Origin of the sequence: Brachybacterium sp. AOP24-D1-21, from assembly GCF_052378665.1 — a bacterium.
Lineage (GTDB): Bacteria > Actinomycetota > Actinomycetes > Actinomycetales > Dermabacteraceae > Brachybacterium.
The window spans coordinates 310,201-330,880 of record NZ_JBQSXX010000001.1 but is presented as its reverse complement, the minus strand read 5'-3'; the positions used below and the strand labels follow the sequence as shown (position 1 = coordinate 330,880).

13 protein-coding genes are annotated in these 20,680 nt (G+C 66.5%); 12 read left to right on the top strand and 1 reads right to left on the bottom strand.

What is annotated here, in order from left to right; all coding sequences use genetic code 11:
* Nucleotides 1-114: 114 nt before the first annotated feature.
* The 7 genes from rpoB (at nt 115) to tuf (ending at nt 14,380) form a co-directional block, all read left to right on the top strand.
* Entirely contained in the window at nt 115-3,603 is a 3,489-nt protein-coding gene (rpoB, locus tag ACT3UF_RS01600; protein ID WP_441444671.1) for a DNA-directed RNA polymerase subunit beta, read from the top strand.
* Between the two features lie 114 nt (nt 3,604-3,717).
* Nucleotides 3,718-7,602: a DNA-directed RNA polymerase subunit beta' gene (locus ACT3UF_RS01595; protein WP_441444672.1), complete on the top strand. Its 3,885-nt coding sequence runs from the start codon at nt 3,718-3,720 to the stop codon at nt 7,600-7,602.
* 562 nt (nt 7,603-8,164) lie between these two features.
* A complete protein-coding gene (locus ACT3UF_RS01590) occupies nt 8,165-9,397 on the top strand; it encodes a resuscitation-promoting factor (protein WP_441444673.1) in 1,233 nt (410 codons plus the stop codon).
* Between the two features lie 582 nt (nt 9,398-9,979).
* Entirely contained in the window at nt 9,980-10,354 is a 375-nt protein-coding gene (rpsL, locus tag ACT3UF_RS01585; protein WP_345076990.1) for a 30S ribosomal protein S12, read from the top strand.
* Nucleotides 10,354-10,824: a 30S ribosomal protein S7 gene (rpsG, locus tag ACT3UF_RS01580; protein ID WP_299298842.1), complete on the top strand. Its 471-nt coding sequence runs from the start codon at nt 10,354-10,356 to the stop codon at nt 10,822-10,824. The genes rpsL and rpsG overlap by 1 nt, the downstream gene beginning before the upstream one ends.
* A 90-nt stretch (nt 10,825-10,914) precedes the next feature.
* A complete protein-coding gene (gene fusA / locus ACT3UF_RS01575) occupies nt 10,915-13,062 on the top strand; it encodes an elongation factor G (RefSeq protein ID WP_441444674.1) in 2,148 nt (715 codons plus the stop codon).
* 130 nt (nt 13,063-13,192) lie between these two features.
* The gene (tuf, locus tag ACT3UF_RS01570) at nt 13,193-14,380 is read left to right on the top strand and encodes an elongation factor Tu (protein ID WP_441444675.1); all 1,188 of its coding nucleotides are present in this window, start codon (nt 13,193-13,195) and stop codon (nt 14,378-14,380) included.
* Nucleotides 14,381-14,761: 381 nt separating this feature from the next.
* Here tuf and ACT3UF_RS01565 read toward each other — a convergent pair whose 3' ends face one another.
* Nucleotides 14,762-15,706: a general stress protein gene (locus tag ACT3UF_RS01565; protein ID WP_441444676.1), complete on the bottom strand. Its 945-nt coding sequence runs from the start codon at nt 15,704-15,706 to the stop codon at nt 14,762-14,764.
* A 173-nt stretch (nt 15,707-15,879) separates the two neighbouring features.
* On the opposite strand from ACT3UF_RS01565, the gene ngcE reads away from it, so the two are divergent.
* The 5 genes from ngcE (at nt 15,880) to rplC (ending at nt 20,676) form a co-directional block, all read left to right on the top strand.
* On the top strand, nt 15,880-17,343 hold the full coding sequence (ngcE, locus tag ACT3UF_RS01560) for an N-acetylglucosamine/diacetylchitobiose ABC transporter substrate-binding protein (RefSeq protein WP_441444677.1): 1,464 nt from the start codon (nt 15,880-15,882) through the stop codon (nt 17,341-17,343).
* A complete protein-coding gene (locus ACT3UF_RS01555) occupies nt 17,340-18,311 on the top strand; it encodes a carbohydrate ABC transporter permease (protein WP_441444678.1) in 972 nt (323 codons plus the stop codon). The genes ngcE and ACT3UF_RS01555 overlap by 4 nt, the downstream gene beginning before the upstream one ends.
* Entirely contained in the window at nt 18,308-19,219 is a 912-nt protein-coding gene (locus ACT3UF_RS01550) for a carbohydrate ABC transporter permease (protein ID WP_441444679.1), read from the top strand. The genes ACT3UF_RS01555 and ACT3UF_RS01550 overlap by 4 nt, the downstream gene beginning before the upstream one ends.
* Before the next feature lie 456 nt (nt 19,220-19,675).
* On the top strand, nt 19,676-19,984 hold the full coding sequence (gene rpsJ / locus ACT3UF_RS01545; RefSeq protein WP_015776378.1) for a 30S ribosomal protein S10: 309 nt from the start codon (nt 19,676-19,678) through the stop codon (nt 19,982-19,984).
* An 11-nt stretch (nt 19,985-19,995) separates the two neighbouring features.
* A complete protein-coding gene (gene rplC / locus ACT3UF_RS01540) occupies nt 19,996-20,676 on the top strand; it encodes a 50S ribosomal protein L3 (RefSeq protein WP_441444680.1) in 681 nt (226 codons plus the stop codon).
* Nucleotides 20,677-20,680: the final 4 nt, after the last annotated feature.

Sequence of the window (20,680 nt, the reverse complement as noted above, 5' to 3'; positions counted from 1 at the left end):
CGCTACGCGTCGCCCGTCGGTTCTGCCGCTCTGTTCACCACATTGTCTGCTCCACCGCCTGACGGGTGTTCGCCGCGCCTGGGATTCCGTCATCGGCCTGTGGAAGGACCCCCCTTGGCTGCCTCGAGCACCGATCGCACCACTGACATCGCACTTCGTACCGCCTCACCTCGCGTCACCTTCGCGAAGCTCGGCGACCCGATCGAGGTCCCGGATCTGCTGAGTCTGCAGACCACCTCGTTCGACTGGTTGCTCGGCAACGACCGCTGGCAGGAGCGTGCCCAGGAAGCCGCTTCCGCAGGTCGGGAGGACGTCCCGCAGACCTCAGGTCTTGCGGACATCCTCGAGGAGATCTCCCCGATCGAGGACTTCGCCGGCAATATGTCGCTGTCCTTCCGGGACCACACCTTCGACGACCCGAAGTACACGGTCGACGAATGCAAGGACAAGGATCTCACCTACGCGGCTCCGCTGTACGTCATCGCGGAGTTCATGAACAACGAGACCGGCGAGATCAAGACCCAGACGGTCTTCATGGGCGAGTTCCCGCTCATGACTCCCAAGGGCACCTTCATCATCAACGGCACCGAGCGTGTCGTCGTCTCGCAGCTGGTCCGCTCCCCGGGCGTGTACTTCGAGGAGTCGATCGACAAGACCAGCGACAAGCACATCTTCTCCGCGAAGATGATCCCGTCGCGCGGCGCCTGGCTCGAGTTCGAGATCGACAAGCGCGACCAGGTCGGCGTCCGCATCGACCGCAAGCGCAAGCAGTCCGTCACCACCCTGCTCCAGGCCCTGGGCCTGTCCCACTCGGACATCCTCGAGGAGTTCGGCGAGTTCGAGTCGATGCGCTCGACCCTGGAGAAGGACCGCATCGCGTCCCAGGACGAGGCGCTCATCGACATCTACCGCAAGCAGCGCCCGGGCGAGCCGCCCACGCGCGATGCGGGCGAGGCGATGCTGAACAACCTCTACTTCAACAACAAGCGCTACGACCTCGCGAAGGTCGGCCGCTACAAGATCGACAAGAAGCTCGGTCTCGACGGCAGCCTCTCCGAGTCGACCCTGCGCCTGCAGGACATCGTCTCGACCATCAAGTACATCGTCGCCCTGCATGACGGTGTCAGCGAGTACACCAGCACCGACGACAAGCCGGTCCGCGTCGAGACCGACGACATCGACCACTTCGGCAACCGTCGCATCCGCGCGGTGGGCGAGCTGATCCAGAACCAGGTCCGCACCGGCCTGTCCCGCATGGAGCGCGTCGTCCGCGAGCGCATGACCACGCAGGACGTCGAGGCGATCACGCCGTTGACCCTGATCAACATCCGACCGGTCACGGCGGCGATCAAGGAGTTCTTCGGAACCTCCCAGCTCTCGCAGTTCATGGACCAGAACAACCCCCTGTCGGGCCTGACGCACAAGCGCCGGCTCTCGGCGCTGGGCCCGGGCGGCCTCTCCCGCGACCGCGCCGGCATGGAGGTCCGTGACGTCCACCCCTCGCACTACGGCCGCATGTGCCCGATCGAGACCCCTGAGGGTCCGAACATCGGTCTGATCGGCTCGCTGGCGACCTTCGCCCGCATCAACCCCTTCGGCTTCATCGAGACCCCGTACCGCAAGGTCGTGGGCGGCCACGTCACCGACGAGGTCGTCTACCTCACCGCGGACGACGAGGATCGCCACATCATCGCGCAGGCCAACGCCAAGATCGATGAGAAGGGCCGCTTCCTGGAGGAAGAGGTCCTGGTGCGCCTCCCCGGCGGCGAGCCCGACCTGGTCGCCGTCGCGGACGTCGGCTACATGGACGTCTCCGCTCGGCAGATGGTGTCTGTCGCCACGGCGATGATTCCCTTCCTCGAGCACGATGACGCCAACCGTGCGCTCATGGGCTCCAACATGCAGCGCCAGGCCGTGCCGCTGCTCCGTTCCGAGATGCCGCTGGTCGGCACCGGCATGGAGCGTCGCGCCGCCGTCGACGCCGGCGATGTGATCACCGCGCTGAAGGCCGGTGTCATCGAGGAGCTCTCCGCAGATCTGGTCGTGGTGATGGCCGACGACGGCACCCGCCAGACCTACCCGATCGGGAAGTTCCAGCGCTCCAACGCCGGCAACTCCTACAACCAGCGGGTGCTCTTCGACGAGGGCGACCGCGTCGAAGCGGGCTCGATCCTGGCCGACGGCCCCTCGACCGATCAGGGCGAGCTCGCGATCGGCAAGAACCTCCTGGTCGCCTTCATGTCCTGGGAGGGCCACAACTACGAGGACGGCATCATCCTGTCCTCGCGGATGGTCCAGGATGACGTCCTCACCTCGATCCACATCGAGGAGCACGAGGTCGACGCCCGCGACACCAAGCTGGGCAAGGAAGAGATCACCCGGGACATCCCGAACGTCGGCGACGACGTGCTGGCCGATCTCGACGAGCGCGGCATCATCCGCATCGGCGCCGAGGTCGAGCCGGGAGACATCCTGGTCGGCAAGGTCACGCCCAAGGGCGAGACCGAGCTGACCCCGGAGGAGCGCCTGCTGCGCGCCATCTTCGGCGAGAAGGCCCGCGAGGTGCGCGACACCTCCCTGCGCGTCCCTCACGGCGAGTCCGGCACCATCATCGGTGTGCAGGTCTTCAACGACGACGAGGACGGGGACATCCTCCCCACCGGCGTCAACGAGATGGTCCGCGTGTACGTGGCCCAGAAGCGCAAGATCACCGATGGTGACAAGCTCGCCGGCCGTCACGGCAACAAGGGCGTCATCGCGAAGATCCTGCCGGTCGAGGACATGCCGTTCCTGGAGGACGGTACCCCGGTCGACATCATCCTGAACCCGATGGGCGTGCCCGGCCGAATGAACATCGGCCAGGTCATGGAGACCCACCTCGGCTGGGTCGCCAAGTCCGGCTGGGATCTGGATCCGACGGATGCCACCGCCGCTGATCTGCCCGAGGCAGCTCTGCACGGCGAGCCCGGCACCCCGGTCGCCGTCCCCGTCTTCGACGGCCTCACCGCTGACGAGGTCACCGGCCTGATCGCCAACCACCGCCCCAACCGGGACGGCGAGCGGATGGTCAAGGAGGACGGCAAGGCACGGCTGTTCGACGGCCGCTCCGGCGAGCCGTTCCCGGAGCCGGTCTCCGTGGGCTACATGTACCTGCTGAAGCTCCACCACCTGGTGGACGACAAGCTGCACGCGCGCTCCACGGGCCCGTACTCGATGATCACGCAGCAGCCGCTGGGCGGTAAGGCGCAGTTCGGCGGCCAGCGCTTCGGCGAGATGGAGGTCTGGGCCCTCGAGGCCTATGGCGCCGCCTACGCCCTGCAGGAGCTGCTGACCATCAAGTCCGATGACATCGCCGGCCGCGTCAAGGTCTACGAGGCGATCGTCAAGGGCGAGAACATCCCCGAGCCCGGCATCCCGGAGTCCTTCCGCGTGCTCCTCAAGGAGATGCAGTCCCTGTGCCTGAACGTCGAGGTCCTGTCCTCCGACGGCACGGCCCAGGAAGTTCAGGAAGGCGATGAGGAGGTCTTCCGCGCCGCGGAGGAGCTCGGCATCGACCTGTCCCGCCGGCCTCACGAGGGCGTCGGCTCCATCGAAGAGGTCTGAGGGATATAGGGCTCGGGCGGCCGGGTCGCCGCGCGACGCGGCACCCGCCCCCTGAGCCCCGCCCTCGACCCCGTTCCCTCAGACACCACTCTTCCGATCGAGAGAAGGACACCTGTGATCGACGTCAATACCTTCGACGAGCTGCGCATCGGTCTTGCGACGCCCGATGACATCCGCGGCTGGTCCCACGGCGAGGTCAAGAAGCCGGAGACCATCAACTACCGCACCCTGAAGCCCGAGATGGACGGCCTCTTCTGTGAGCGCATCTTCGGCCCCACCCGGGACTGGGAGTGCTACTGCGGCAAGTACAAGCGCGTCCGCTTCAAGGGCATCATCTGCGAGCGCTGCGGCGTGGAGGTCACCAAATCCTCCGTGCGCCGTGAGCGCATGGGCCACGTGGAGCTCGCCGCCCCCGTCACCCACATCTGGTACTTCAAGGGCGTGCCGAGCCGCCTGGGCTACCTGCTGGACCTTGCGCCGAAGGATCTCGAGAAGATCATCTACTTCGCCGCGTACATGATCACGGCAGTGGATGATCAGGCACGTCACGACGACATGCCGGACCTCCAGGCCCGCTTCGATCTCGAGGTCAAGGAGCTCGAGAACGAGCGCGACGCCGCGATCAACAACCGCGCGCTGTCCGCGGAGAAGGACCTCGCCCAGCTCGAGGAGGAGGGTGCGAAGGCCGACGCGAAGCGCAAGGTCCGCGACTCCGGCGAGCGTGAGCAGGCCCAGATCCGCAAGAAGTACGACGCCGAGATCGACCGCATCACTCGCATCTGGGAGCGCTTCAAGACTCTCAAGGTCGCTGACCTCGAGGGTGACGAGCAGCTCTACCGTGCGATGAAGCTGCGCTACGGCACGTACTTCGAGGGCGGCATGGGCGCCGAGGCGATCCAGCGTCGTCTGGCCGACTTCGACCTCGAGGCCGAGTCGGTGCTGCTGCGCGAGATCATCGCCACCGGCAAGGGGCAGAAGAAGGCCCGTGCGCTCAAGCGCCTCAAGGTCGTCTCCGCCTTCCTCACCACCACGAATTCGCCGGTGGGCATGGTGCTGGACGCCGTCCCGGTGATCCCGCCGGACCTGCGTCCGATGGTGCAGCTGGACGGTGGCCGCTTCGCGACCTCCGACCTCAACGACCTGTACCGCCGCGTGATCAACCGCAACAACCGCCTCAAGCGGCTGCTGGATCTCGGTGCTCCCGAGATCATCGTGAACAACGAGAAGCGGATGCTGCAGGAGTCGGTCGACTCGCTGTTCGACAACGGTCGTCGTGGCCGTCCGGTCACCGGACCGGGCAACCGCCCGCTGAAGTCGCTCTCGGACATGCTCAAGGGCAAGCAGGGTCGTTTCCGTCAGAACCTGCTCGGCAAGCGCGTGGACTACTCCGCCCGCTCCGTGATCGTCAACGGCCCGCAGCTGCGCCTGCACCAGTGCGGCCTGCCCAAGGGCATGGCGCTCGAGCTCTTCAAGCCCTTCGTCATGAAGCGCCTGGTCGAGCTCAGCCACGCCCAGAACGTCAAGGCCGCCAAGCGGATGGTCGAGCGGGCACGCCCCGAGGTGTGGGACGTCCTCGAAGAGGTCATCACCGAGCACCCGGTGCTGCTGAACCGTGCGCCCACCCTGCACCGTCTGGGCATCCAGGCGTTCGAGCCGCAGCTCGTCGAGGGCAAGGCCATCCACCTGCACCCGCTCGTGTGCGCCGCGTTCAACGCGGACTTCGACGGCGACCAGATGGCTGTTCACCTGCCGCTGTCGGCAGAGGCGCAGGCTGAGGCCCGCATCCTGATGCTGTCCAGCAACAACATCCTCAAGCCGTCCGACGGCCGCCCCGTGACCATGCCCGCACAGGACATGATCATCGGTCTGTACCACCTCACCACGGTGCGCGAGGGCGTCCCCGGCATCGGTCGGCGCTTCGCCTCCGAGGCCGAGGCGATCATGGCCTACGACCGCGGCGAGCTGGATCTCAACGCGCTGGTGGACATCCGCTTCACGGACATCGTCCCGCCGAGCGACTGGGAGGCCCCCGAGGGCTGGACCGAGGGTGACCCGATCATCCTCACCACCACCCTGGGCGCCGTCCACTTCAACGAGACGCTGCCCGAGGACTTCCCCTTCGTGCAGGGTCAGGTCGGCAAGAAGCGTCTGGGCGGCATCGTCAACGCCCTGGCGGAGCGCTACGACAAGGGCCAGGTCGCCGCATCGCTGGATGCGCTGAAGTCCTATGGCTTCTCCTGGTCGACTCGTTCGGGTGCGTCCTTCGCCCTGTCCGACGTCGTGACCCCGCCGAACAAGGCGGAGATCATCGCGAAGTACGAGGAGAAGAACGCCCAGATCCAGGAGAACCGCGACCTGGGCCTGATCTCCGAGCACGAGCGCAACATGGAGCTCATCGACATCTGGACCGAGGCGACCAACGAGGTCGACCAGGCGATGCGGGCGAACTTCGACTCGAACAACACCATCTTCCGGATGGTGGACTCGGGTGCTCGAGGCAACTGGATGCAGGTCCGCCAGATCGCCGGTATGCGTGGTCTGGTGAACAACCCGAAGGGCGAGATCATCCCGCGCCCGATCCTCTCCAACTACAAGGAGGGGCTCTCGGTCCTGGAGTACTTCATCGCCTCGCACGGCTCCCGCAAGGGCCTGGCGGATACCGCGCTGAAGACCGCGCAGTCGGGCTACCTGACCCGTCGTCTGGTCGATGTCTCGCAGGACGTCATCATCCGTGAGGACAACTGCGGCACGACCAAGGGCCTGGTGCTTCCGATCGCGGTCGAGGAGGCCGGCGTGCTCCGTCCCCACGAGCACGCGGAATCCACCGTCTACGGGCGCGTCCTGGCCACTGCGGCCATCGGCGCCGACGGTACCGAGGCGGCTCCGGCCGGCACCGAGCTGGGCGATGTGCGCATCGAGCAGCTCGTCGAGGCCGGTGTCCGCGAGGTCAAGATCCGCTCCGTGCTGACCTGTGACTCCGCGGTGGGCACCTGTGTCCAGTGCTACGGCAAGTCGCTCGCGACCGGCCAGCTGGTCGACATCGGCGAGGCCGTCGGCATCGTCGCGGCCCAGTCGATCGGCGAGCCCGGCACCCAGCTGACCATGCGTACCTTCCACTCCGGTGGTGTGGCCAGCGCCGAGGGCGACATCACGCACGGTCTGCCGCGTGTGCAGGAGCTCTTCGAGGCCCGTACCCCGGCCGGCTTCGCGCCGATCTCCGAGTTCTCGGGTCGGGTCGAGGTCGAGGAGAACGACAAGCAGCGCCGGATCACGGTCACCCCGGACGACGGCTCCGAGCCGGTGTCCTACACCGTCTCCAAGCGCGTGTCCCTGCTGATCGCCGACGGTGACCACATCGAGGTCGGCCAGAAGCTCACGCTGGGTTCGGTGGACCCGAAGCAGGTCCTGCGGATCCTCGGCCCGCGTGCCGTGCAGCAGCACCTGGTCGACGAGGTGCAGAAGGTCTACATCAGCCAGGGTGTGGACATCCATGCCAAGCACATCGAGGTCATCGTGCGCCAGATGCTCCGTCGCGTGACGGTCATCGAGTCCGGTGACACCGGTCTGCTGCCCGGCGACTTCGCCGAGCGGGTCAACTTCGAGCGGGAGAACCGTCGGGTCCTCTCCGAGGGCGGTCAGCCGGCCTCGGGTCGTCCGGAGCTGATGGGCATCACGAAGGCCTCGCTGGCGACCGAGTCGTGGCTCTCGGCGGCCTCCTTCCAGGAGACCACCCGAGTGCTCACCGAGGCTGCCCTGAACCGCAAGAGCGACAAGCTCATGGGGCTCAAGGAGAACGTCATCATCGGTAAGCTCATCCCCGCTGGCACCGGCCTGTCGCGGTTCCGCCACATCGCGGTCGAGCCCACCGACGAGGCCAAGGCACAGATGTACCAGGTGCCGGGCTACGACGAGCTGGACTTCTCCGGCTTCGGCCAGACCGGTGCCGTCAACCTCGACGACATCGACTACGCAGATCCGTTCCGCACTGATTTCCGGTGATCCGGTGATCCTGCGCTGAGCGCGGGAGCTCGTCCGCCGTCGAGGCGGCGCACGAGCGACCACACGCCGCGGGGCGGCTCCACTTCGGTGGGGCCGCCCCGCGGCGTCTTTGCGTCCGGGGCCTGCTGCCGATGCCCCTGTATAGGGACTGGCGCTGCTCCCGTCTAGGGAAGGACCCCCGCACGAGGGCACGGGGGACTGGCGCGAGAGGGCACGGGGAGGGATCCGCGGCAGATGGCTGTGGGGGAGTGGCGGCGAACGCGTCCGCTGTGGTCCCGGTCGCGTTCCAGGCGGATCCAGGGCTCTGCGGCGTGACCTGGCAGACCCTGAGGTTCACGAGAGGGTAAAGACCTCTCGGGTGCTTCTTCAAACTCTCGCCTCTCCCCTTACGCAATGGGACGAACCGGGAAACGATGGCACCTGGCAGTTCCCGCGCAGGCTTTCCTGCCGCATCTCCGTCGGAGTGCGTGCGCGTGCCGGAGCTGCATGCCCCACCTGCTGGGGACCGGAGCTCTGAGAACGACACGAACGCCGCATGCCGCGGCAAGGAACAGGTGGAACAGTGAAGAAGACCCCGTGGATCGTCGCAGCCGCAACCGTGTGCGTCGTCGCTGTCGGAGGTGGCGGCACCGCGTTCGCCATGTCGAATGAGGCGCAGCTCAACGTGTACGGCGAGGAATCCTCGGTGCGCACCTTCTCGCAGCCCACCGTGGGGGATCTGCTCTCCGCCCAGGGCATCGAGGTCAAGGACACCGACCTGGTGGTGCCGGCCCTGACGGAGGCCGTCACCGACGGCCTCGAGATCCAGGTCATCCAGCGCACCCCGGTCACCGTCACCATCGACGGGGTGGCGAAGGATCTGCTCACCACCGGCGACACCGTGGCCGATGCGCTCGAGGAGACCGACTACAAGGCCGAGGGCGCCGTGATCACCCCGGAGCCCACCTCCTCGCTCAGCGCCGCGAACGGCGAGGTCGAGATCGTCACCCGTAAGACGGTCACCTTCGTCGGCCAGAAGGGCCAGGACACCTTCGAGGTGTCCGCCCTGACCGTTGGCGAGGCGATGGAGAAGGTGCTCGGAGATATCGAGGACACCGACACCGCCGACGTCCCCCGCGACACCCTGCTCGAGGACGGCGCGACCCACACGGTCCAACGCGTCCGCGAGGGCGAGCGCACCGAGTCTGTCGAGATCCCGTTCGAGACGAAGACCGTCGAGGATGATTCGCTGCTCGAGGGCAAGACCAAGACCACCACCGAGGGCAAGGCGGGCGCCACCGAGAAGGTCTTCGCCGAGAAGACCGTCGACGGTGAGGTCACCGAGTCCGAGCTGGTCTCCGAGACCGTCGTCACCGAGCCGGTGACCGAGGTCGTCGCCAAGGGCACCAAGCCCGCCCCGAAGCCGGAGCCCGTGCAGGAGGAGAAGTCGTCCTCCGAGAAGTCCTCCAGCGAGAAGCGCAGCACCGGCAGCAAGTCCAACCGCAGCTCCGAGCGCAGCTCGTCGGAGTCCTCCGGGAACACCGGTGCCTCGGCGCCGGCTGCTCCGTCGGGCTCCGTGTGGGACCGCATCGCCCAGTGCGAGTCCGGTGGCAACTGGTCCATCAACACCGGCAACGGCTACTACGGCGGCCTGCAGTTCAGTGCAGGAACCTGGAAGGCCTTCGGCGGCGGCAAGTACGCCTCCACCGCGAACCAGGCCACCCGCGGCCAGCAGATCGACATCGCCAAGAAGGTTCAGGCCCAGCAGGGCTGGGGCGCATGGCCCTCCTGCACCTCCAAGCTCGGCATCCGCTGAGCGACGTACTGACGTGCTGATGCACTGATCTTCCACGGGACCCCGGGCTTCTGGCCCGGGGTCCCGTTGTGCGTGGGATCCAGTGGGATCCACGGCGTCAGGGATGTGCAGTACAGCTCGCATAGCGCTGACCTGGGGAGATGCTGGCTCTCGCCGGGCGCTTTGCTGCGGGTTCGGCCGGCGGTCACAGGGCGTCATGTGATCTGTGTCGGAACCTCCCAGAAGCTTTGACCGCATCCCGCGCATCTCAGTAGACTGCGTATGCGTCCGGAGTGCCCTCTGGTCGTGACCCGGGACTGACCCGCGTGCCCTTCGGGGCTGCGGGGGGTGTCCCCCGCGAGGAGCGGATCCTCGCGGTGTGCCCGAATATGGGAAGGGTGGCCATGCCCGGCCTCCTGCCCCGGGGCGCCGATCACGGTCCTCCTGGACGCCCGACTGGTGCCATCACCTGTCGGGCGGGCCGATACGCCGAGCCTCCCGGGCCATGGGGGCGGTGAATATCGGGTCGCCGACCGTGCAAGCGGTCGAAGATGTTGATCCTTCGGTGCCAACAGCTCCGAGGGCTGACAAGGAAGAGAAGCTGTGCCTACTATTCAGCAGTTGGTGCGCAAGGGGCGGGACGGTCGTTCGTCCTCCTCCAAGACGCCCGCGCTCCAGGGTTCGCCCCAGCGCCGCGGTGTCTGCACCCGCGTCTACACCCAGACCCCCAAGAAGCCGAACTCTGCGCTGCGCAAGATCGCGCGTGTGCGGCTGTCGACCGGCATCGAGGTCAGCGCCTACATCCCCGGCGAGGGCCACAACCTCCAGGAGCACTCGATCGTGCTCGTCCGCGGCGGTCGTGTGAAGGACCTCCCCGGCGTGCGCTACAAGATCGTTCGCGGCGCACTGGACACCCAGTCCGTCAAGGGCCGCCAGCAGGCGCGCTCGCTCTACGGCGCCAAGAAGGAGAAGAAGTAATGCCTCGTAAGGGCCCCGCTCCCAAGCGCCCGCTGGCCGTCGACCCCGTCTTCGGGTCGCCGATCGTCACGCAGCTCATCAACAAGATCCTCCTGGACGGCAAGAAGACCGTCGCCGAGGGCATCGTCTACGGCGCCCTCGAGGGTGCCCGTGAGAAGAACGGCCAGGATCCGGTCGTCACCCTGAAGAAGGCTCTGGACAACATCCGGCCTTCCCTCGAGGTCCGCTCCCGCCGAGTCGGCGGCGCGACCTACCAGGTGCCGATCGAGGTCAAGCCCGGCCGCTCCACCACGCTGGCGCTGCGCTGGCTGGTCAGCTACTCCCGCGCCCGCCGCGAGAACACCATGACCGAGCGTCTGATGAACGAGATCCTCGACGCCTCCAACGGCCTCGGTGCAGCTGTCAAGCGCCGCGAGGACACCCACAAGATGGCCGAGTCCAACCGCGCCTTCGCTCACTACCGCTGGTGAGTTCACGGTGGGGTTCGCCCGTCTGGGCGGACCCCACCGACTGTCCTTCGGCAGCTCCACCAGCATCCGTTCTCCAGAAAGGCACAGCCCGTGGCACTTGAAGTGCTCAGCGACCTGAACAAGGTCCGCAATATCGGCATCATGGCTCACATCGATGCTGGCAAGACCACCACGACCGAGCGCATCCTCTTCTACACCGGCGTGAACTACAAGATGGGCGAGACCCACGACGGCGCCGGCACGATGGACTGGATGGAGCAGGAGAAGGAGCGCGGCATCACGATCACGTCGGCCGCGACGACCTGCTACTGGCACGACAGCCAGATCAACATCATCGACACCCCCGGCCACGTCGACTTCACCGTCGAGGTGGAGCGTTCGCTGCGCGTGCTGGACGGCGCTGTCGCAGTGTTCGACGGCAAGGAGGGCGTGGAGCCCCAGTCGGAGACCGTCTGGCGCCAGGCCGACAAGTACGACGTGCCCCGCATCTGCTTCGTCAACAAGATGGACAAGCTCGGCGCCGACTTCTTCTTCACCGTCAAGACCATCGTGGACCGCCTCGGCGCGAAGCCGCTGGTCATGCAGGTCCCGATCGGTGCAGAGCACGACTTCACCGGCATCGTCGACCTCGTCGAGATGAAGGCCTACGACTGGCCCGAGACCCTCGAAGAGGACATGCCCGCGATCAACTCGAAGAAGGGTGACCCCTCGCTCGGCCAGTGGCAGCGCGAGATCCCGATCCCCGAGGATCTGGCAGCCACCGTCGAGGAGTACCGCAGCAAGCTCGTCGAGGACGTCGCCGAGAGCTCCGAGGAGCTCATGGAGGCCTACCTCGAGGAGGGCGACCTCACCCTCGAGCAGCTGAAGTCCGGCATCCGCTCGATGACGGTCAACTCCGAGGCATACCCGGTCTTCTGCGGCACCGCGTTCAAGAACAAGGGCGTCCAGCCCATGCTCAACGGTGTCATCGACTACCTGCCCTCGCCGCTCGACGTGCCCCCGATGGTCGGCCACAAGCCGAACGACGAGTCGGTCGAGCTGACCCGCAAGCCCGAGTGGGACGAGCCCTTCTCCGGCCTCGCCTTCAAGGTTGCCGCGCACCCGTTCTTCGGGTCGCTGACCTACGTGCGCGTCTACTCCGGCCAGGTGAAGCAGGGCGATCAGATCCTGAACGCCACCACCGGCAAGAAGGAGCGCGTCGGCAAGCTGTTCCAGATGCACTCCAACAAGGAGAACCCGGTCGATGAGGCCTTCGCGGGCCACATCTACGCGTTCATCGGTCTGAAGGACACCACCACCGGTGACACCCTCACCGATCCGGCGAACCCGATCCAGCTCGAGTCCATGAGCTTCCCGGAGCCGGTCATCTCGGTCGCCATCGAGCCGAAGACCAAGGGCGACCAGGAGAAGCTGGGTGTGGCCATCCAGAAGCTCGCCAAGGAGGACCCGACCTTCCAGGTCGAGCTCGACGAGGAGACCGGCCAGACCGTCATCAAGGGCATGGGCGAGCTGCACCTCGACATCCTCGTGGACCGTATGCGTCGCGAGTTCAACGTCGAGGCCAACATCGGCAAGCCGCAGGTGGCCTACCGCGAGACGATCAAGCGGACGGTGGAGAAGTTCGACTTCACCCACAAGAAGCAGACCGGTGGCTCCGGCCAGTTCGCGAAGATCCAGGTGACCTTCGCTCCGCTGACCGATGCCGAAGACGGCGTGTTCTACGAGTTCGAGAACAAGGTCACCGGCGGCCGCATCCCGCGCGAGTACATCCCGAGCGTGGACGCAGGCATCCAGAGCGCCCTGGTCTCCGGCATCCTCGCCGGCTACCCGGTCGTGAACGTCAAGGCCTCGCTGCTTGACGGCGCCTACCACGACGTCGACTCCTCGGAGATGGCGTTCAAGATCGCCGGCTCCATGGCGGCCAAGGAGGCCCTGCGCAAGGCGCAGCCGGTCCTCCTCGAGCCCCTCATGGACGTCGAGGTCCGTACTCCTGAGGAGTACATGGGAGATGTCATCGGCGATCTGAACTCCAGGCGAGGTCAGATCCAGTCGATGGAGGACGCGAGCGGGGTCAAGATCGTCCGTGCTCTCGTGCCGCTGTCGGAGATGTTCGGCTACGTCGGCGACCTGCGGTCCAAGACCCAGGGCCGTGCGATGTACACCATGCAGTTCGACAGCTACTCGGAGGTCCCGTCCAGCATCGCGGACGAGATCATCGCAAAGACCCGGGGCGAGTGAGGAGTCGGGGGAAGCAGGTAGGCTCCTTCTCCTGTTTCCCCCACACTCCCTTCGGAGCTCCGCCTCGCCGAGGCGGGATCCGATCCCGATCCAGAAGTACCACGATTAGAAGTCCTAGGAGGACACCATCATGGCGAAGGCCAAGTTCGAGCGGACCAAGCCGCACGTCAACATCGGCACCATCGGTCACGTCGACCACGGCAAGACCACGCTGAGCGCTGCGATCTCGAAGGTTCTGTACGACAAGTTCCCGGATCTCAACGAGAAGCGTGACTTCGACACGATCGACAACGCGCCCGAAGAGAAGCAGCGCGGCATCACGATCAACGTCTCGCACATCGAGTACGAGACCGACAAGCGCCACTACGCGCACGTCGACGCCCCCGGGCACGCTGACTACGTGAAGAACATGATCACCGGCGCTGCTCAGATGGACGGCGCGATCCTCGTGGTCGCCGCCACCGACGGCCCGATGGCTCAGACCCGTGAGCACGTCCTGCTCGCCAAGCAGGTCGGCGTTCCCTACCTGCTCGCCGCTCTCAACAAGTCCGACATGGTCGACGACGAGGAAATCCTCGAGCTCGTCGAGATGGAGGTCCGCGAGATGCTGGGCGCTCAGGGCTTCGACGAGGACGCGCCGGTCATCCAGGTCTCCGCTCTCAAGGCCCTCGAGGGTGAAGAGAAGTGGGTCAAGGCCATCGAAGAGCTCATGGACGCCGTGGATGAGTCCATCCCGGACCCCGTCCGCGATCTCGACCAGGCCTTCCTGATGCCGATCGAGGACGTCTTCACGATCCAGGGTCGTGGCACCGTCGTCACCGGCAAGGTCGACCGCGGCAAGCTCGCGATCAACTCCGAGGTCGAGATCCTCGGCATCCGCGAGCCGCAGAAGACGATCGTCACCGGCATCGAGATGTTCCACAAGCAGATGGACGAAGCATGGGCCGGCGAGAACTGCGGTCTGCTGCTGCGTGGCACCAAGCGTGAGGACGTCGAGCGCGGCCAGGTCGTCGCCAAGCCCGGCACCATCACCCCCCACACGAACTTCGAGGCGCAGGTCTACATCCTGTCCAAGGACGAGGGCGGGCGTCACAACCCGTTCTACTCGAACTACCGCCCGCAGTTCTACTTCCGCACCACCGACGTCACCGGCGTCATCACGCTGCCCGAGGGCACCGAGATGGTCATGCCCGGCGACAACACCGAGATGACGGTCGAGCTGATCCAGCCGATCGCCATGGAGGAGGGCCTCGGCTTCGCCATCCGTGAGGGTGGCCGCACCGTGGGCTCCGGCCGCGTCACCAAGATCACCAAGTGATCGCCGCGGGGGTGACCCCGCAACCGTGAGGCGCTCTCTCTGCGAGCGCTGAGCAACGAAGACCCCGCACCGGGATGACCGGTGCGGGGTCTTTCGTCGTCTCTGGGCCCGCTCCGTCTTCGGGCCCACGCCGTACAGCTGATCATCCTGCCGATGCGCGTGAGCAGCAGGACGGGCAGCAGGGCAGCAGGGCAGCAGAAGGGCTGGCGGCAGGTGCCCGGGCCAGCTGGAGGGCAGGCCGGCAGGCGGCGAGGACGGCGGGACGGCAGGCCAGTGAGCTCCTGAGGACCACGGAGCTCAGGGGCACGGGGCAGAGAAAGGCCCCCGCACCAAGCACGCCCGACGTGCTGATGCGGGGGCCTGCCCCCTGAGCCGAACCGGTCAGCGCGAGGCGTCGCCGTCCTGGCTGCCGTCCTGCGGGGGAGCGGCATGATCGCCTCTGCTCGGACGGCCGTCCGGTGTGGAGTGGGACTGTGAGGCACCCCCGGCACCAGGCGCAGGCTCGGGCGCAGGTGCCGGCGCTCCGAAGCTGCCGGAGGCGGCAGACGCCTGCGGAGTCGACGGCGAGGTCGCCTGCTCATGGAGGGGTGCACCGGCCGGCTTCCCGAAGGTGGGCCGGTGGCTGCGAGGCTCTCCCTGGGCTGGGGACGCGCCGGAGGCCGGCTGTCCGTAGCTGGGTCGGGCGGGTGCGCCGGACACGGGTGCGCCGGGCTGCGGCGTGCGTGCGCCGAACTGCTGGCCCCCGCTGGAGGGTGCGCCTGCGTGGGGGAGCGGGGTATGGCCGTGAGGCGGAGCCGTCACCGGGGCGGGTGCAGCGGTGGGAGCGGGCCCCGCACCGGAGTCAGCGAGGATCTGGCGCGCCTGCGCGGCGTGCTTGTGCTCGACGAGCAGCTCGTACTGCATCGGGATGGTCGAGGTCATCGAGGTGAAGTCACGCTTGCCCCCGGTCATCGCATATCCGATGACGGACCACACGGTGAAGAACACCATGCCCATCAGGACGCTGGTCACCACGATCATGAGGTCGCCCGGGTTCAGCAGCATCAGGAGCAGGCCCAGGAACAGTCCCATCCACAGGCCCGAGAGCACGCCCTGCCCGACCACCCGCGGCCAGGTCTTTCGCCCCGTGACCCGCTCCATCAGCTTCAGATCCGTGCCCACGATCAGCGTGCTCTGCACCGGGAACTCACGGTCCGCCAGGGTGTCGACCACGGACTGCACCTCCTGGTAGGTGTTGTAGACGCCGAGAGAGCGCGGGTACTCGAGGTCGTACAGGCGCGCCGTCAGCGGCGACGCGGAGCGGGGGGACTGCATCGGTTGGCTCATGGAGCCCACGGTAGAGCAGTCGTGAGAGAACTTGCTGGGTTCCGCCCGCACGGCGGCAGGGGGTGCAGGTAACGATCCGGGGCACGCCGCTGAAAACCACGTGACGCGCGACATAAACGACTACTGTCCTGTACAGCACTCGTATTCGACGACGAACAACGAATGAGGACACCATGGACGCTGAGCGCGATCCCCTGCTCGAGACTCCCCTGGACAGAATGGGCGCTTCCCGCCGCCGCTTCCTCTCTCTCGCCTCCCTCGGCACCGGTGCCGTGGCCTTGAGCGCCTGTGCGGCTGGCGGTGGTGGCGGTGACGACGAAGGAAGTGACGGCGGTGGCGCTGTCGCCACGGGTGGCGGCGACGTCAGCGATGAGAACCCCTTCGGTGTCGAAGCGGATTCGACCGTCGACGTGGTCATCTTCAACGGTGGCTACGGCGACCAGTATGCAAAGGATGCCGGAACGAAGTTCGAGGAGCTCTACCCCGAGGCGACCGCTGCGGTGACCTCGACCGTGAACATCCAGCCCGACCTCCAACCCCGCTTCATCGGCGGCAACCCCCCGGACCTGTTCGACAACTCAGGTGCGCAGTCGATGAACGCCAGCGCCCTGATCTCCGAGGGCAGCCTCGCGGACCTCGCCGCCCTCATCAAGGCGCCGTCGCTCGACGGCGGCACCATCGAGGAGTCCCTGCTGCCCGGTGTGCTGGTGCCGGGCACCTACTCCGGCAAGCTGTACGCGCTGAACTACATGTACACCGTCTTCGCCCTGTGGTATTCGGCCAAGCAGTTCGAGGACAAGGGCTGGGAGGCCCCTACCACCTGGGACGATGTCATGACCATCGCCGAGGCCGCCAAGGGTGAGGGTCTGGCCATGTTCGCCTGGGGCGGTCAGAACGCCGCCGACTACTATCACGAGCTCGCGCTGTCGATGGCGATCAAGCAGGGCGGCCCGGAGGTCGCGAAGATGCTGGATCGCCTGGAGGAGGGCGCCTATGAGCAGCCCACCGTGGTCGATGCCTTCGCCGCGATCGAGGAGGCCGTCAAGGCCGGGTACTTCCTCTCCGGCGGCGCCGGCATCAAGCACACCGAGGCCCAGACCCAGTGGGTGACCGGCAAGGCGGTCATGTACCCCTCCGGGTCCTGGATCGAGAATGAGCAGCGCAGCACCACGCCCGAGGACTACGCCATGACCGGCGCCCCGACCCCGATGCTCGCCGACGGCGGCACGATGAGCCCGACCGCCATCCACGGCGCTGCCGGCGAGCCCTTCATGGTCCCCAGCAAGGCCGCCAACGGGGCAGGCGGGCTCGAGTTCCTCCGCGTCATGCTCTCCAAGGAGCAGTGCGAGAACTTCTCGAAGCTCACCTCCTCGATGACGATCGTCAAAGACACCATCCCCGACGACGGCTTCGGCTCGACGGGTCTGGCCTCGGTCAGCTCCATGATCGACGCCGCCGGAGAGGATGTCTTCACCTACAACTTCACCGACTGGTACGGCATGGGTGATGAGTTCAAGCCCCTGTGGGCGGAGTTCCTCAACGGTGACGTCACCGCCGACGAGGCGCGGGAGCGTTCGCAGGCTGCGATCGACAAGGTCCGCGAAGACGACAGCATCGAGAAGTTCGACGTCGAATGATGGCGGTAGTCCCCGCGGCCACTCCTCCGGTGAGCGCCCCGCGCTCCCGGGGGAGGCGTGCCCGCATCACCCCTTCCCGCGTGCTGTTCTTCGCGCTCTTCCTCGGCCTCCCGATGCTGATCTATGTCGTGTTCGTGGTCTCGCCGTTCCTGCAGGCGTTCTACTACTCGCTGACCGACTGGCGCGGCCTGGCCAGGGCGCCGCAGTTCATCGGGCTGGACAACTACGTCACGCTCTTCCACGACGACGTCTTCCGTCGGGCACTGCGGAACAACATGATCTTCATGATCGTGCTGCCCACCGTGACCATCACCCTCGCCTTCATCCTGGCCATCCTGGTGACGGTGGGTGGGGACAGCCGCGGCACGATCCGCGGCATCCGCGGCGCGACGATCTTCCGGGTCGTCAGCTTCTTCCCCTACGTCATCCCCGCGGTGGTCGTCGGGATCCTCTTCGCCTTCATCTACTCGCCCAACGGCGGGCTCCTGAACGGGCTGCTGAACCTGGTGGGGTTGGACATCCACATCGCCTGGTTGGGCGATCGGCGCTTCGCACTGGCGGCGATCGTGGCCGCCGTGGTGTGGAGCCTGGTGGGCTTCTACATGGTCCTGTTCGTCGCGGCGATCAAGTCGATCCCCTCCGAGGTGGTCGAGGCGGCCCGCATCGACGGGGCCGGTCGCTTCCGCCTCTCCGTGGCGGTGATCCTGCCGATGGTGCGGGAGAACGTCTCCACGGCGGCGGTCTATATGGGGATCATGGCGCTGGACATGTTCGTGTACATCAACGTCATGACCCCCAACGGCGGGCTCGGCAAGAGCACCGAGGTGGTCTCGAGGTATCTCTACCAGACTGCATTCAGTGACTCCCGATTCGGCCTCGCCTCGGCGATGGGTGTGGTGATGGCGCTGATCACGATGCTGATGGCTGTCATCGTCCTGTTCAGCACCCGCCAGAAGGGGGAGCGATGAACACCGAGCTCAAGGCGCCCCGATCCGCGCCGGCACACTCCACCGGCGCGACAGCCGCGTCCCGTCGGCGCCGGGCCAATCCGAAGGACCGCGTGTTCACGGTGGTCGCCCAGACCATCCTCTCGCTGTGGGCGCTGGTCGTGCTCTTGCCGTTGCTGTGGACGGTCTTCAGCTCCTTCAAGAGCTCCGGCGGGATCCTCGCCTCTCCGTTCGCCATGCCGGAATCATGGAACTTCGACAACTTCGTCACCGCCTGGACGGAAGCCGGCATCGGCCGATTCTTCGGCAACACCGTGCTGGTGGTGGGCGTCGCACTGGTGCTGGTCATGCTGCTCGGCGCGATGTGCGCCTACGTGCTGGCGAGGTACGACTTCCCGGGCCGGCAGGTGCTGTACTACGGCCTGATCGCCGGGCTCACCTTCCCGCTGTTCCTCGCGGTGGTGCCGCTGTTCTTCATCATGGAGTCGCTGTACATCCGCGGCACCTACATCGGCCTCATCCTGGCGTATGTGGGCTTCGCGCTCCCGTTCACCGTGTTCTTCCTCTACGCCTTCTTCCGGCAGCTGCCGGAAGAGATCGCGGAGGCGGCGGCGATCGACGGCGCGGGGGACTTCCGGACCTTCTTCCAGGTGATGCTGCCGATGGCGGGCCCGGGCATGGCCAGCGTGACGATCTTCAACTTCCTGGGCCTGTGGAACCAGTTCCTGATCCCGATCGTGCTGAACACCGATCGGGACAAGTACGTCCTCGCCCAGGGTCTTGCGAACATGCAGGCCCAGCAGGGGTACGACTCGGACTGGGGCGCGATGTTCGCCTCCGTCACCATCACCATCATCCCGGTGCTGATCGTGTACCTCATCTTCCAACGTCAGCTGCAGGGCGGGATCGGGCCGAGCACGAACAAGTGATCGGTCGCCTCCCCTCTGAACGGCGGATGTGCCAGCGGGACGGCGTGGGAGGGTACGGTGGCAAGGGCTCGGGCGGCAGCGTCCGGGCCCTTCTTGAGTTCCGGCACCGGCGCCGGTGCTGAGCATGTGATCGGCTGCACCTGCCCCTCCCTTGTGGGGGCGGTCCGATCTCTGGCACACTGTTCAAGTTGTCTGCGTGGGCCGACATACCCGGTTCCGTTCTCTGAGTGTCCCCTGGGGCACCTCGGCGAATGATCACCGGATGAGGCCCGTCCCGAGGATGCGAACCTTGCCCCTGGCATGGATCGCGCATCGAACGAGGGAATCGACGCAGCAGCAGCCGACTTTCGGCGGTTCTGTGCTGGGCTCGTGTGCCCCGCAGAGGCCGACACGCCCGTCCTCGGGTACCGGGAGACGGCTGCTTCCATGCCAGACCTAGAAGAGAGACAGGACGCCATGGCGGGACAGAAGATCCGCATCCGGCTCAAGTCGTACGACCACGAGGTGATCGACAGCTCGGCGCGCAAGATCGTCGACACGGTCACCAGCGCTGGCGCGACTGTGGTGGGCCCGGTGCCGTTGCCGACCGAGAAGAACGTGTTCTGCGTGATCCGTTCTCCCCACAAGTACAAGGACTCCCGTGAGCATTTCGAGATGCGCACGCACAAGCGACTGATCGACATCGTCGATCCCACGCCCAAGGCTGTGGACTCGCTCATGCGCCTCGACCTGCCGGCGGACGTCAACATCGAGATCAAGCTCTGAGGGTGGTGGAGATGAGCAACGAATTGACCGGCCAGAAGGCCCGTCCGGTGTCCGGCGTGCTCGGCACCAAGCTCGGCATGACCCAGGTCTGGGACGAGAACGGAAAGCTCGTCCCTGTGACCGTCGTGCAGACCGGTGCGAACGTCGTCACCCAGATCCGGTCTATCGAGACCGACGGCTACGACGCCGTGCAGATCGCCTACGGCCAGATCGACCCCCGCAAGGTGTCGGCACCGCTGAAGGGCCACTTCGAGAAGGCCGGCGTGACCCCGCGCCGTCACCTCGTCGAGCTGCGCACCGTCGACGCCGCTGACTACACCGTCGGCCAGGAGATCAACGCCTCGGTGTTCGAGTCCGGCCAGAAGGTCGACGTCGTCGGCACCTCCAAGGGCAAGGGCACCGCGGGCGTCATGAAGCGCCACGGCTTCTCCGGTGTCGGCGCCTCCCATGGTGCGCACCGCAACCACCGCAAGCCCGGTTCCATCGGTGGCGCATCCACCCCCGGTCGCGTGTTCAAGGGTCAGCGCATGGCTGGCCGCATGGGCGGCGACCGCACCAGTGTCCAGAACCTGACCGTTCACGCGGTCGACGTCGAGAAGGGCCTCGTGCTCGTCAAGGGTGCCGTTCCCGGCCCCAAGGGCGGCCTCGTGCTCGTCCGCTCGGCTGTCAAGAGCCCCGCGAAGGAGGCCTGAGCCC

What these genes read in the sequence shown, in the direction of transcription:
- rpsG (WP_299298842.1), top strand. Translation starts at nt 10,354, where the DNA reads ATGCCTCGTAAGGGCCCCGCTCCCAAGCGCCCGCTGGCCGTCGACCCC.
- tuf (WP_441444675.1), top strand. Translation starts at nt 13,193, where the DNA reads ATGGCGAAGGCCAAGTTCGAGCGGACCAAGCCGCACGTCAACATCGGC.
- ACT3UF_RS01565 (WP_441444676.1), bottom strand. Translation starts at nt 15,706, where the DNA reads ATGAGCCAACCGATGCAGTCCCCCCGCTCCGCGTCGCCGCTGACGGCG.
- ngcE (WP_441444677.1), top strand. Translation starts at nt 15,880, where the DNA reads ATGGACGCTGAGCGCGATCCCCTGCTCGAGACTCCCCTGGACAGAATG.
- ACT3UF_RS01555 (WP_441444678.1), top strand. Translation starts at nt 17,340, where the DNA reads ATGATGGCGGTAGTCCCCGCGGCCACTCCTCCGGTGAGCGCCCCGCGC.
- ACT3UF_RS01550 (WP_441444679.1), top strand. Translation starts at nt 18,308, where the DNA reads ATGAACACCGAGCTCAAGGCGCCCCGATCCGCGCCGGCACACTCCACC.
- rpsJ (WP_015776378.1), top strand. Translation starts at nt 19,676, where the DNA reads ATGGCGGGACAGAAGATCCGCATCCGGCTCAAGTCGTACGACCACGAG.
- rplC (WP_441444680.1), top strand. Translation starts at nt 19,996, where the DNA reads ATGAGCAACGAATTGACCGGCCAGAAGGCCCGTCCGGTGTCCGGCGTG.